The 13316-nt window shown below is 67.4% G+C and carries 8 protein-coding genes; 4 read left to right on the top strand and 4 right to left on the bottom strand.

The features are described 5' to 3' along the window. Positions 1–295: 295 nt before the first annotated feature. Positions 296–6232, top strand: coding sequence for a negative regulator of septation ring formation (locus tag HAP47_RS14775; RefSeq protein WP_173637604.1), 5937 nt, complete (start codon positions 296–298; stop codon positions 6230–6232). A gap of 105 nt (positions 6233–6337) precedes the next feature. Next, a complete protein-coding gene (locus HAP47_RS14770; RefSeq protein WP_173637605.1) occupies positions 6338–6700 on the top strand; it encodes a hypothetical protein in 363 nt (120 codons plus the stop codon). 39 nt (positions 6701–6739) lie between these two features. Here HAP47_RS14770 and HAP47_RS14765 read toward each other — a convergent pair whose 3' ends face one another. The 3 genes from HAP47_RS14765 to HAP47_RS14755 all read right to left on the bottom strand — a co-directional run bounded on the left by HAP47_RS14765 (position 6740) and on the right by HAP47_RS14755 (position 9643). Further along, on the bottom strand, positions 6740–7615 hold the full coding sequence (locus HAP47_RS14765; RefSeq protein ID WP_173637606.1) for an MlaD family protein: 876 nt from the start codon (positions 7613–7615) through the stop codon (positions 6740–6742). 121 nt (positions 7616–7736) lie between these two features. Next, positions 7737–8507, bottom strand: coding sequence for an ABC transporter ATP-binding protein (locus tag HAP47_RS14760; protein ID WP_173637607.1), 771 nt, complete (start codon positions 8505–8507; stop codon positions 7737–7739). A gap of 2 nt (positions 8508–8509) precedes the next feature. Further along, positions 8510–9643, bottom strand: coding sequence for an MlaE family ABC transporter permease (locus HAP47_RS14755; RefSeq protein WP_173637608.1), 1134 nt, complete (start codon positions 9641–9643; stop codon positions 8510–8512). A 134-nt stretch (positions 9644–9777) separates the two neighbouring features. Here HAP47_RS14755 and dgcA point away from each other — a divergent pair, with 134 nt between their 5' ends. Further along, positions 9778–10779: an N-acetyl-D-Glu racemase DgcA gene (gene dgcA / locus HAP47_RS14750; protein WP_173637609.1), complete on the top strand. Its 1002-nt coding sequence runs from the start codon at positions 9778–9780 to the stop codon at positions 10777–10779. Here dgcA and HAP47_RS14745 read toward each other — a convergent pair. After that, a complete protein-coding gene (locus HAP47_RS14745) occupies positions 10776–11948 on the bottom strand; it encodes an MFS transporter (protein WP_173637610.1) in 1173 nt (390 codons plus the stop codon). The genes dgcA and HAP47_RS14745 overlap by 4 nt on opposite strands. A gap of 75 nt (positions 11949–12023) precedes the next feature. Here HAP47_RS14745 and HAP47_RS14740 point away from each other — a divergent pair, with 75 nt between their 5' ends. Then, positions 12024–13310 carry a hypothetical protein gene (locus HAP47_RS14740; protein ID WP_173637611.1) on the top strand — a complete coding sequence of 429 codons (1287 nt, stop codon included), beginning with the start codon at positions 12024–12026 and terminating at the stop codon, positions 13308–13310. The last annotated feature ends 6 nt before the right edge of the window (positions 13311–13316 follow it).

The raw sequence follows: 13316 nt of genomic DNA, 5'->3' as shown, positions 1-13316 counted from the left end.
GGGATGATCGGCAAAACCGCCCGATTCTGGACAATTTCCGGACACAATCGGCCCTCTGCGGCAGGAATTTCGAGTACCCTAAGGCCTTATGGCGCAAAGCTGTTAACGATGATTAAGAAAGTATTAATCGCAAGCATTTCATTCGCATCGCTCTCCCAATAGGATGTTTGCGGATGTAGCGGACAAGCCGCCGAGGGGGCGCTTGCGCTCCGCTTGTGGGCACCGGCTTCGAGCTTGCGTGGGGACGATCGCAGGCTCGCCGACGCGTAAAATAGTGAGAGGGCTCAGACTGAACATGGCGAACACTCCCAAGAAGGTCAAAGATCCCACCGAAGTCGCGCTTTCTGCCATCCAGGAAGCCCTCAACATCGGCGAGCAAGGCGCGGAGAGCCGCAGCCCCCTCAACGAAGGCGCCGCGCCGTCGAGCCTGCCGCCGTCAGCTCCGGATTTTTCAGCCGCATCGTTCGAGTCCCGTACGAATACCGATCGTTCGGTGTTCGAGCCGATCGAGGAACCGCGCGCGCCGCGCCGCGCCGCCAATGATGATCGCGAAACCATCGGCCAGATGCTGCAGACGCTGCAGGGAGGGCGCGCCCGCAACGCCTTCACGCTGTTCTTTGTCTGCTCCGGCGCCTGGCTGCTCGGCGGCGTCATCCTCACCATCGCGTTCTGGCCGGCCCTGCAGGCTTCGATGGCGCAGGGCACTGGGGTCCTGGTGCTCGCCGGCCTCGCCGCGCTGTTCGCCGTTCCGGTGCTGCTGTTCTATTATCTCGCCAGCCTCGCCTCGCACGGTCAGCGCATGCAGATGATCGCGCAATCGATGGCGCAGGTCGCAATGCGATTCTCCGAGCCGGAAAACGCCGCCGCCGATTCCATGGTGACGGTCGGCCAGGCGATTCGCCGCGAAGTCGCGGCGATGGGCGACGGCGTCGAACGCGCGATCGCGCGCGCCGGCGAACTCGAGACCCTGGTTGCCAACGAGGTGGCGGCGCTGGAGCGCGCCTATTCCGACAATGAAGTGCGCATCCGCGCGCTGCTGCAGGACATCGCCCACCAGCGCGACAATCTGGTCGGCCAGGCCGAGCAGGTGCGCAGCGCGATCTCCGGCGTGCAGATCGACCTGCGCCACGACATCGCGCTGATCTCGGACGCGATTGCCTCGCGCGTCGACGAGGTCGCCAAGAGCATCACCGGCGCGCTGGAAGAGCGCGGCCAGCACATCACGACCGCGCTGAGCCATGCCGGCGACAACATGATTCTCGCGCTCGGCGAGCGCGGCGGCGACCTGCTCGACCGCCTCGAGGAAGCCAGCGCCGAGACCACGCGCGCGGTGATGGACGCCTCCGAGCGGCTCACCACCAGCCTCAACTTCAAGACCGGTCACGTCCATGACGAGTTCGTCGATCTGGCCGACCGCGTCCACGAGATGCTGAACGAGCGCATCGACCGCATCACCGGCGAGTTCGAGCAGCGTTCGTCCGTGATCGTCGACGGCATCTCCGACCGCACCGAAGAGGTCCACGACTCCCTGAAGAACTCCGCGGACTCGCTGCTGCTCGAGCTCGAGCTGCGCAGCAACGACCTCGTCAGCAAGATCGACGACGCCGGCAACCGCCTCGCCGGCCAGATCATGACGTCCGGCGACAGGGCGAGCGAGGCGCTCGACGTCACCGTCAATTCGCTGGTCGCCAAGGTGGTGGGCCAGACCGAGACCGCGCACGACTCGCTGTCGCTGCAGATGAGCGCGTTCGACGACCTGGTGAAGAACCACGGCAGCGAGCTCGCCGAGAAATTCGCCCGCGACTCCGGCACGCTCGGCGCGCTGATCACCCGCCACATCTCGGAATTCGACCGCACCGTGAAGACGTTCGGCGGCGACATCGTCGAGCGCATGGGCCAGCGGACCCAGGACATCGCCGACAGCCTGAAGACCTATGTCGACACCTTCGACCATCGCGTCACCACGAATAGCGGCGAGATCACCGCTTCGCTCGACCAGCGCCTGCTGCAGTTCGAGACCACGCTCGGCAGCCGCGTCACCAACCTCGACGCCTCGCTGACCGACAAGCTGTCGTCGTTCGACAGTTCGCTCGCCACCAGGATCGGCTCGTTCGACGGCCGCCTGCAGTCGCTGGATGACGCGATCGACGGCCGCATGCGGACGCTCGAAGTCACCTTCGAGAGCCGCGCCAAGTCGGTCACCGACACCATCGACAGCCATCTCGGCACGCTCGCAACCCAGCTGACCGAAGGCGCCACCCAGGCGATCCACTCGATCGACTCGCGCCTCGGCCTGCTGACCACGACCCTGACCGAGGGCACCGTGCAGGCGATCGCCGCGGTCGACCATCGCATCAACGGCGTCACCGAGACCATCGACGGCCACAGCAACCGTCTGGTCGACACCATCAACGGCCAAAGCACCCGCCTCGCCGATACCATCAACGGTCACAACACCCGCCTCGTCGAGACCATCAGCGGTCATAGCTCGAACCTGACCGACACCATCTCGGCGCGCTTCGCCGACATCCAGCAGGGCATCGAGAGCCGCGTCGGCGTCATCGCCGGTGACATCGACACCCGCGTCGCGCAGTTCGAGGACCTCTTGGGCTCGCGCGTCGAGGCCGTCGCCGGCCGCATCGAGAGCAGCGGCCGCCAGGCGAGCGAGGAGCTGATGTCCCGCGCCGAAATGTTGTCGTCGAGCATCAAGTCCCATGTCGAGGACGCCGAGCGCTCGCTGACCAACCTCGTGGTCAACACCAGCGAAACCATCCAGACCGGCGCGCGCACCGCGCAGCAGGCGCTGCTCACCGTGTCCGCGGATGTCGGCAACCAGCTCAAGCAGAGCTCCGCCGAGGTCGAGAGCGTGCTGACCGCGGTCGGCACCAACGCCGCCAATTCGATCCTCACCAGTGCCCGCGACGCCCAGGTGTCGCTGGTCTCCGCATCCGGCGACGTCGCTTCGCAGATCAAGGCGCTGTCGGAGGACGTCGAGCGGACGCTGCAGGCGGCGGGTAGCGCCACCGCAGCCTCGGTGCTGTCGGGTGCCCGCGACGCGCAGACCACGCTGGTCTCGGCCTCGATCGAAGCCGCAAGCCAGGTCAAGTCGCTGGCCGCCGACGTCGAGCAATCGCTGTCGATGTCCGGCTCAGCCGCCGCCGAAGCGATCATGACCGGTGCCCGCGAGGCCCAGACCACGCTGATCGCGACGTCGGCCGACGTCACGGGTCAGGTCAAGTCGCTCGCCAGCGACGTCGAGCGCTCGCTCTCGATGGCCGGCTCCGCCACCGCGGAAGCCGTCGTCGCCTCGGCCCGCGAGGCCCAGAGCACGCTGGCCGGCGCGTCGACCGAAGCCACCAACCTGGTCCGCACGCTCGCGGCCGACATACAGCACTCGCTCTCGACCGCCGGCACCGCGACCGCGGAGGCCGTCGTCGCCTCCGCCCGCGAGGCGCAGAACACGCTGGCCGGCGCGTCGACCGACGCCACCAATCTGGTCCGCACCCTGTCGGCCGACATCGAGCGCTCGCTGTCGATGGCAGGCTCCGCCACCGCGGAAGCCGTCGTCGCCGCCGCGCGCGAGGCGCAGAGCACGCTGGCCGGCGCATCCACCGAGGCCACCGATCTGGTCCGCACGCTGGCGGCCGACATGGAGCGCTCGCTCTCGATGGCCGGCTCCGCCACCGCGGAATCGATCACATCAGGTGCGCGTGAAGCCCAGAGCATGCTGGTCAATGCATCGACCGAGTCTGCGACAAAGGTGACGGCGCTTGCCGCCGATATCCAGCGCGCGCTGTCGATGGCCGGTTCGGGCACCGTCGAGGTGCTGACGGCCGGCGCTCGCGAGGCGCAGAACACCCTCGTCACCGCGTCGACCGAAGCAGCCAACCACGTCAAGTCGCTGGCAGCCGATGTCGAGCGCACCCTGACGTCGGTCGGCACCAACACCGCCCAGACGATCCTCGGCAGCGCCCGCGATGCCCAGAACTCGTTCGTGGCAACGTCCAACGAGGCCGCAACACAAATCCGCGCGATCTCGGTCGAGATCGAGCGCTCGCTGACCACGGCTAGCGCCGAGACGGCACAGACCATCCTGGGCAGCGCACGCGAGGCCCAGAGCTCGTTTGCGGCGACTTCCGCCGACGCGGCCGCCCAGATCCGCACGCTCTCGACCGACATCGAGCGCGCGCTGGGTTCGGTCACGGCCAAGACCACCGACAACATCCAGACCTCGGCGCAAAACGCACAGGCCGCGCTGATCAACATGTCCAACGAGGTCACGACCAAGGTCAAGACGACCTCCGCCGACATCGAACGTTCGGTGCTGTCCGCTTCCAGCGCATTCGGCTCGGCGATGACCGGCAAGACCGACGAGATCGTCACTTATGTGCAGCAGCAGACCGAGCGGCTGTCGCAGATGGTCGACGGCCGCCGCGGCTCGCTGGTCGAGGCGCTGACCGCCAAGACCACGCAGCTGTCGAACGACATGGATCGCGCCACCGCGGACGCGCTGAAGGCGATCGAAACCCGCGGCCTCGCCTTCTCGCAGTCGATGGCGGCGCACGGCGGCGATGTCGCGCGCAACATCACCTCGGCCGGCGATCAGGCGACCGGTGCGGTGGCGAAGTCGCTCAAGGAGCTCGAGCAGGCCTCACGCGCGGCGATCGACCAGTCGCGTCAGGTCTCGATCTCGGCCGTCAAGGAGATGCAGGAGACCAGCAAGATCCTGCGCACCGATACGGTGGCGCTGTTCGAGCGGCTGCGCGAGGGCAACATCCTGCTGCAGGAAGTGTTGACCGGCGCCCACGACAACCTCAACTCGCTGGAGCGCGCGCTGGTGACCCGCGTGGCCGACTTCGTGTCCGCCATGAACGACGTCACCTCGCGCAACGGCGTGGCGACCCAGACGCTGGAAGACCAGCTCACGGTGTTCAACAGCAAGACCGGCAAGGCGCTGGAAGATCTCGGCGCGCTGTCGAGCCAGTTCGAGGCCCATGGCAAGGCGCTGATCGAGGCGGCTGCCGTGGTCGAACAGGCCAACCGTTCGACGACGGCCTCCGTCAGCGAGCGCAAGTCGGCGCTTGAATCGCTGGTCACGACCATCGACCTGCGGACCACCGATCTCGACCAGCGGCTGTCGCGCTTCACCGGGCTGCTCGATGAATCGCTCGGCGCGGCCGAGGAACGCGCCCGCGACATCGCGCGCGTGGTGGCGGAGACCGCCGGCGCCGGTTCGGCTGCGATCAGCAGGCAGTTCGAGGCGGTGCGCCAAGCGGCCGAGAACGAGCGCCAGCAGACCGTCGACGCGATGAACGAGCTCTACCAGCAGAGCAACGCCGAGACCGATGCGATGTTCAGGGAATCGACGGAGAAGTTCTCCGCGATGGTCACGGCGATGAAGCAGATGGCGAGCGAGATGCACAGCGAGCTCGAGGCCACCCGCAACGAGCTGCGCCGCGGCGTGCTCGAGATGCCGCAGGAGGCCGCCGAAAACACCGCGCAGATGCGCAAGGTGATCGTCGACCAGATCGAGGCCCTGGCCGAGCTGAACCGCATCGTCGCCCATCACGGCCGCGGGCTCGACGTGGTCTCGTCCAACCGCGCCAGCGTCCGCCACGAGGAGCCGGTGATGGCTGCCGCCGGTGGCCGCAGCGACGTGCGCATGCGGGACGACGCGCGCATGCGGGATAGCGGCAACAGCGCCTCGACGCTGCCCCCGCCGGATCTCGGCATGGCGACCTCGCGCCGCACCGAGGCTCCGTCGGTCAGCCCGGCCGGCCCCAACAACGGCGATGGCTGGCTGTCCGACCTGCTCAACCGCAGCGACGCGCCGCCGCCGGCTCCGCAGGGCCGCGATGCCCAGCAGCGCCCGCGTCCGCAGCAGCAGCCGGCCGCCAATCCGCTGGAGTCGCTGTCGCTCGACATCGGCCGGCTGATGGACCGCACGCTCGCGGCCGAGATGTGGGATCGCTACCAGCGCGGCGAGAACAAGGCGTTCTCCAAGCGCCTCTACACGCCGGCGGGCCAGAAGGCCTTCGATGAGGTGGCCCGCAAGTACCGCGCCGACCGCGGCTTCAAGCAGACGGTCGACCGCTACATCGCGGAATTCGAGCGCCTGCTCGACGAAGTCGCCCGCGATGGCCGCGGCCAGCAGGAGTTGAGCAGCCATCTGACCTCGGAGACCGGGCTGGTCTACACCCTGCTCGCCCACGCCGCGGGACGGCTCGGGTAAGCGTTCGAACCATCGCAGTACAGGAAACGGAGGCAGCGATGCCTCCGTTTTGCTTTTGACCGCCGCAAGACTAGAATTGCGGGAGAACGAGCTGGGAGGCTTCGGATGTTGCTCGCGCGCTGGCGCCGCATCGTCGCGCTGACGATGCTCGGGACAATCGGGGTGGCCGCGATTGCGACGGCGGACCCGATCCAGCCGTCCAAAATCCGGACCATCAGAATAAAGGAAGAAAGCCAACCTGCGGCCGGTGCGCGCGTCACTCGAACGACGCCTGTCAGCCCGGCACCCGATGCGACCCACGATGTGACCGTCCGCGCATGGCCGGCAACACAGGGCCTCGTCAATGCGGCATCCGATCCCCACCCTATTCGCAGCTTGAGGATCCGCTCGGAGCAGACGTATCCGGACGACCGCTATCGCCGCTTCGTTCCTGAAGCAGCCGAGCCATCTCAGGCAGCGCCCCAGTAGGACTGCGACGATCGTCGGGACGAACGGAGGGCGCGCAGCCTATTGCTGCCGGCGCCGCGGCCCGGCCGGTGCTGCGGCCGGAGCCGGCGCGGGCTCCGGTGCGGCATTGTTGCTGCCGCCGAAGATCACCCGGCTCGGGTTGCGGTCGAAATTGTTCACGGCGCGGCTGATGTCGGACAGCGTGCGGCGGCCGTCGTTGATCAGGAGATTGGACCGCTTGTCGACGTTGTCGGCGAGCTCGCGGATCGACTTCACCATCAGGTTCAGCTCGCTGCCATTGTTGCCGCCCGCGATCGCATTGAGGCCCAGCATCAGATTGTCGGCCTTGCCCATCACGCCGTCGACCTTGAGCATGACGTCGTCGATCTTCTCGGAATTGCGCGCCAGCGCCTGGGTGAAGACCTCGAGATTCTTCAGCGAATTCTTCACCGATTGCTGATTGTCGGCGACGATGCGGTTGACGTTCTGCAGCGTGGCGCGGATCGCCTCGGTGACGTCCTGCAGCGCATTCGGGTCGGCGGTCAGAACCGGGATGCCGTCCTCATCCAGCGGCACGGGCGGGGCGGCCTCCTCGCCGCCCTTCAGCGAGATCGCGGCGACGCCGGTCAGGCCCTGAAATTCGAGGCCGACCAGGGTGTCCTTGCGCAGCGGTGCATTGTTCTCGATCATCGCCAGCGCGACCACGCGCCGTGGATTGTCGAGCTTGACCGAGACGACCTCCCCTATCCGGATACCGTTGAAATTGACATTGCCGCCATTGCGCAGGCCCGACGCCGGCCCCTCGAAGATCACCCGCAGGGGGCTGCGCTGCTTGGTGGTGTGCAGGCTCTGGAACCAGAGCACGAAGCCGAACGCCGCAGCGATTACCGCCAGCGTGAAAGCCCCGATCAAGACGTAGTTCGCCCGCGTTTCCATCAATTGCTCGCGTTCATCACTCTTGGGCGCTCGCGCAGTCGGCCTGCGTTCGAGCCCTTCGAATTCCCTGTTGGCGCATGATCTCGTCCGAAAACCGGCCCTTTCGTTTCGGGATCATGGGCTAGGCCACAACGGCACGGGCGCGCTTGCCGTTGAAATATTGCTGCAACCACGGATGCTGCGATGCCTTCATGTCGGCGATCGATCCTGCAGCAATGATCTTACCGTTCCCTAAAACGGCGATACGGTCGCACGCGGTGTATAGACTGTCGAGATCGTGGGTTACCATGAAAACGGTCAGCCCCAAAGTGCGCTGCAGGGTGCGCACCAGCTCGTCGAAATCGCCGGCGCCGATCGGGTCGAGACCCGACGTCGGCTCGTCGAGAAACACGAGCTCGGGATCGAGCGCGAGTGCGCGCGCCAGCGCGACGCGCTTGATCATGCCGCCGGACAGTTCCGACGGATAGCGATCGGCGACCTCGGGCTTCAGCCCGACCATCACGAGCTTCGCCACCATGATCTCGTCGAGCAGCCGCTGCGAGACGCGCAGGTATTCGCGCGCCGGAAACTGGATGTTCTGGCGCACCGTGAGCGAGGAGAACAGCGCGCCCTGCTGGAACAGGATACCCCAGCGCCGCTCGACGGCCCGGCGCTGCGCCGAGCTCGCGGCATCGAGATCGACGCCGAACACTTCGATGCGGCCGGAGACCTTCGGCACCAGGCCGATAATGGTGCGCGTCAGCACCGATTTGCCGGCGCCCGACGGGCCGACGAAGCCCAAGATCTCGCCGCGCTTGACGTCGAGGTCGAGGCCGTCGAGCACGCGCGTGTTGCCGAATTGAACCGTGATGTCGCGGACCCGGATGATGGCGTCGATGTCCTGCTCCGCCATGATCACATCCCGATCGCGGCGAAGAAGATCGCGAACACGCCGTCCATCACGATTACGAAGAAGATCCCTTTCACCACCGACGCGGTGGTGTGCTGACCGAGCGACTCCGCCGAGCCCTGCACCGCCAACCCTTCGACGCAGGCGACGATGCCGATCACCGCGGCCATCACAGGCGCCTTGACCATGCCGACGATGAAATGGTCGATCGATATGGCATCACGAAGGCGGAGCAGGAAGGCCTCCGGATCGACACCGCCATAGAGCCAGGCCACCAGGCCACCGCCATAGAGCGCGGCCATCGCGCCGAGAAAGGCCAGGATCGGCAGCGCCAGCACCAGCGCCAGCATGCGCGGCAGGATCAAGACCTCGATCGGATCGAAGCCCATGGTGCGCAGCGCGTCGATCTCCTCGCGCATCTTCATCGAACCGAGCTCGGCGGTATAGGCCGAGCCGGAGCGCCCCGCGACCATGATCGCGACCAGCAGCACGCCGATCTCGCGCAGCACCAGCACGCCCAGCATGTCGACCACGAAGATGTCGGCGCCGAACCTGCGGAAATGGAAGATGCCCTGCTGCGAGATGATGCAGCCGATCAGGAAGGTGATCAGCACCACGATCGGCACCGCACGCCAGCACACCTGCTCGAGATGATGCACCGTCGAGGTCAGGCGGAAGCTGCGCGGATGGATCAGCACCTTGCCGACGGCGGCCAGCACCGCGCCGAGCATGTCGACGAGGCCGATGATCGTGCCGCCGACCCCGGCCACCGTGCGGCCGATCTGCTCGAGCATGCCCGTGATCGACAGCCGGTCGCTCACGACCCTGGGCACAGGGCCGACGCGGCGCACCTCGTCGACCAGGCTGGAATAATTGGCGGAGAGGCCGGCGATCTCCGCTTCGGCGCTGGCATCGCTGAGGCTGCGGCGCAGCCGCTCGATCAGCCACGCGCCGAACGTGTCGAGGCTCGCGACCTGCGACACGTCGATGAAGATGTGGGGACGGGTGCCGCGCAGTTTCTCGGCCTCGGAGACGATCCGCTCGAGCGCGGGAGCAAAGCGGGCTGTCCAGTTGCCCGCCGCGCACAACGCCAGTCCTTCGCCTTGGGCTGTCCGCTCCAGTGTCGGGTCGCCGCTCACCTTTTGCCTACCCCTCAAGCCGGCTGGCCGTTGATCTCCGGCGGCTTGCCGGATCGGCTTGTCGAATCTGTCGCTAACCAGCCATAGTTGGTTGCGCGTCGCAAGCTACGGTGCAGGAAATAGTAGACATTAAAATGACTTCCACCCCTCCCGGAGCCATTTCCCTGACAGGGCGGATCGAGCGCTGGCCGATCGCCGGAACCTTCACGATCAGCCGTGGCGCCAAGACCGAGGCCGTCGTCGTGGTGGCCGAGGTGTGCCAAAGCGGCCTCACCGGCCGTGGCGAATGCGTGCCCTACCCGCGCTATGGCGAAACGCCCGAGGCGACGCTGCAGGCGATCCAGGCGATGCAGGGGCCGCTCGCCAACGGCATCGACCGCACCGCCTTGCAGGCCAGGATGCCAGCCGGCGCGGCCCGCAATGCGCTGGATTGCGCGCTGGCGGACCTCGAGGCCAAACGCGCCGGCAGGCGGATATGGAACCTGCTCGGCCGCCCCGCGCCCGAACCGCGCACCACCGCCTATACGATCTCGCTCGGGACGCCCGAGGCGATGGCGGAGGCCACCGCGAAGGCCGCGCACCGCGCGCTGCTCAAGATCAAGCTCGGCGGCGATGGCGACGCCGCGCGGATCGCCGCCGTGCGCAAGGCGGCGCCGGCATCCGAACTCGTCGTCGATGCCAATGAAGCCTGGACCGAGGACAACCTCGCCGCCAATCTCGCGGCCTGCGCCGATGCCGGCGTCACGCTGATCGAGCAGCCGCTGGCTGCGGGCAAGGACGAGGCGCTGCTGCGCATCAGGCGACCGGTTGCGGTCTGCGCCGACGAAAGCGTGCATGACCGCCCCTCACTCGAAGGCCTGCGCGGCCGCTATGACGCCGTCAACATCAAGCTCGACAAGACCGGCGGGCTGACCGAAGCGCTCGCGATGGCGGACGCCGCCCGCGCGCTCGGCTTCGAGATCATGATCGGCTGCATGGTCGCGACCTCGCTCGCGATGGCGCCGGCGATGCTGATCGCGCAAGCCGCGCGCTTCGTCGATCTCGACGGCCCGCTGCTGCTGGCCAAGGACCGCGACAACGGTCTGCGCTACGACGGCAGCCTGGTCTATCCGCCCGACGCCGCACTCTGGGGCTAGTGGGTTAGTCGCTTGCGTGCCAGCCACATCACGAACCCGCCCGTCGCCGCCATCGCCGCCATCATGTCGTAGACGCCGAGGCCGAAGCGCGCATAGACCATGCCGCTGACGATCGCCGTGGTGCTGGCGACGATGCCGCCGCAGGCGGTGAGATAACCCTGCGCGCGCGCCATCACATGGACCGGCACGTGATGCACCATCAGGCCCATGATGCCGACCTGGGTCAGGCCGAAGCTCAAGCCGTGTCCGAGCTGGACCACGGCCAGCACCGCAAGCGGCGGATCCTGCGCGGTGATCGCCCAGCGCGCCACGGCGCTGGCGGCCGCAATCATCACCAGGACAGCCGATGGCAGCGTGAAGCGCGGCGAGGCCGCAAACAGCACGATCTCGGCGATCACGCCGAGCACCCAGAGGACCGCGATGGTCAGGCCGCTGAAGCCGGCCTGCTGCCAGGCAATCGATGCGAAGATGTAATAGGCGCCGTGGCTGCCCTGGATCAGCGCCGAGGACACGATGATCGCGAGGAAAGTGGGATTGCGCAGCAGCCTCGGCGCGCCGGCCGCGTGCGCGACGGTGGCCACCGGGCGGCCGAGCGGCCGCAGCGTCAGCCCGACCAGCGCGCCGAGCACGGTCACGGCCGTGATGATCCAGATCAGATCGACCTCGGCGACATAGCGGAGCAAGAACCCGCTGATCAGCGCGCAGACCGCGAAGGCGGCCGAGCCCCACAGCCGCAACGGTCCGTAGCTCAGGCCAAATTGCCTGACGCCGCGCAGCGCATAGGCGTCGGTGAGCGGCACCATCGGCGTCCACACGCAGCAGGTCAGCGCATAGACCGCGAGCAGCACCAACGGCTGGTGCTGGGTGCCGATCACGGCAAAGCCCAGTGCGGTCGCGAATCCCGTGGCGATGATCGCACCTCGCAGCATCTGGCGGCGCTCCGCCGCCGCCGTGACCAGCGGCAGGACGGTGAAGCGCGTCACCGGCGGCACCGCCGTGATGATGCCGATCCAGGTGGCATCGATCCCGATCGCCTTCAGCCACACCGTGAAAAACGGCAGGTGGACCCCGGTCATCCCGAACGTCGTGGCATAGAATGCCGCGAGGCTGCGCGCGAATCGCCGCGGCGCGACCTTGGCTGCGATGGGGATTTGTGATTCGGAAGACATCAATTCAATTGCGATTCGCGCGATATCGTGGTGATCGTTAGCGTAACGCGCAGTGATTTGCGCGGAGAGATTGTGATGGCCGAAGAAGCATTCGCCCTGTCTCCGATATCCGCCCGCGCGGCCCTGCCGAGCGAGGAGGACTATGCTGCGATCAGCGCGGCCTTCATGGAGACCTCGCGGGGCCGCTGGTTCCTCGGCGAATACGCCAAGCGCAACCGCAATGCCGACACCCGCATGGTGCTCGACGCCGTGGCGCGGATCGAGGACAGCCTCAGCGCGCAGCGGCAAGCCGCCGCGGCGGCCATCCGGGACGAGCAGCTGGCGCAGGCGTTGGCCGCGCTGCGCGGCGCGATCGAGGCCGCCCAGGCCTCCGCCATCGCGGCGCTCGACGGCATCAGCTTCGAGCCAAATCTCGCGCCGGTACGCAAGGGCGTGCGGGTGATCAGGGAGATCTCCTGGCGGCTGCGCGAGATCGGCAATGACGGCCGGATCTGTGACATCATCGATTCGCAGGCCAGCGCGATCGAGGCCGGTGCGACCCAGGTTTCGATGGACGACGCCAAGGCCGTGCTGGATGCCGCTTTCGCGGCGTTGGCCCGCCGACTCAGCGAATTCGATCCGGACCAGGCGGAAGCGCCTGCGGCCGAACCAGATGTGGCCGAAGCACCGGTTGCGGAACCGCCCGCTGCTGCCCCCTCGCCGCCACCGGTGGCCGAAACCGCTGCCGCCGATAGTGCTGCCCCCGATGCTACACTGGCCGCCGCGCCGCCGGCGCCGCCTCAGGAGGCCGTTGCAACGCCGATCACTGGGACTACCACGGCCGCGGTGCCGGAGCCGAACGAAGCATGGCTCAAGGCGGAGGCCGCGCTGGCCGAAGCCGAAGCCGCAGAGCTCGCCCGCGTCACCGAGGCCGCCGCTGACGCCCAGGACGAAGCGGTGCTCGACCTCATCGCGATGGAGATGGGCGCGCCCGATCCGATCGACGAAGAAGCGATCGCCGAAGAGATACACGCTGCCGAGGAGATGCGGGTCGCCGAGGCGATGGCTGACGAGCCCGAGATGGTCGCACCGGCCATTCAGCCCGAGCCCGCACCGGCGCCCGAGCCGATCGAGATCAAGGTCGAGCCGCCACCGATGGCCGCAGCGCCGATTGCTGCAGCACCGGTTGCCGCGGCTCCGGCAACCGTGCCGCCGCCTCTCCCGCCCGCCGTCGAGGCTGCCGCTGCTCCCGCAGCAGAAGTCTCACTCGGCTCGACCATCATCGCGAGCGGCCTTCTGAAAAAGCCGAGCGTCGCGGCCAACGATCCGCTCGCACCGATCCGCCGCATGAGCCAGGTCGAGAGAATCGCGTTCTTCTCGTAAGCGCAG

Source organism: Bradyrhizobium sp. 41S5 (assembly GCF_011516665.3).
GTDB classification, from domain to species: Bacteria; Pseudomonadota; Alphaproteobacteria; order Rhizobiales; family Xanthobacteraceae; genus Bradyrhizobium; species Bradyrhizobium quebecense.
Note: the sequence above shows the minus strand (reverse complement) of the source record. Positions and strands in the feature narration are given on the sequence as shown.

Bases quoted from the DNA above. Each gene is read 5' to 3' on its own strand.
- HAP47_RS14760 (WP_173637607.1), bottom strand. From the start codon at position 8,507: ATGGCGGAGCAGGACATCGACGCCATCATCCGGGTCCGCGACATCACG.
- HAP47_RS14775 (WP_173637604.1), top strand. From the start codon at position 296: ATGGCGAACACTCCCAAGAAGGTCAAAGATCCCACCGAAGTCGCGCTT.
- HAP47_RS14770 (WP_173637605.1), top strand. From the start codon at position 6,338: ATGTTGCTCGCGCGCTGGCGCCGCATCGTCGCGCTGACGATGCTCGGG.
- HAP47_RS14765 (WP_173637606.1), bottom strand. From the start codon at position 7,615: ATGGAAACGCGGGCGAACTACGTCTTGATCGGGGCTTTCACGCTGGCG.
- HAP47_RS14745 (WP_173637610.1), bottom strand. From the start codon at position 11,948: ATGTCTTCCGAATCACAAATCCCCATCGCAGCCAAGGTCGCGCCGCGG.
- HAP47_RS14740 (WP_173637611.1), top strand. From the start codon at position 12,024: ATGGCCGAAGAAGCATTCGCCCTGTCTCCGATATCCGCCCGCGCGGCC.
- dgcA (WP_173637609.1), top strand. From the start codon at position 9,778: ATGACTTCCACCCCTCCCGGAGCCATTTCCCTGACAGGGCGGATCGAG.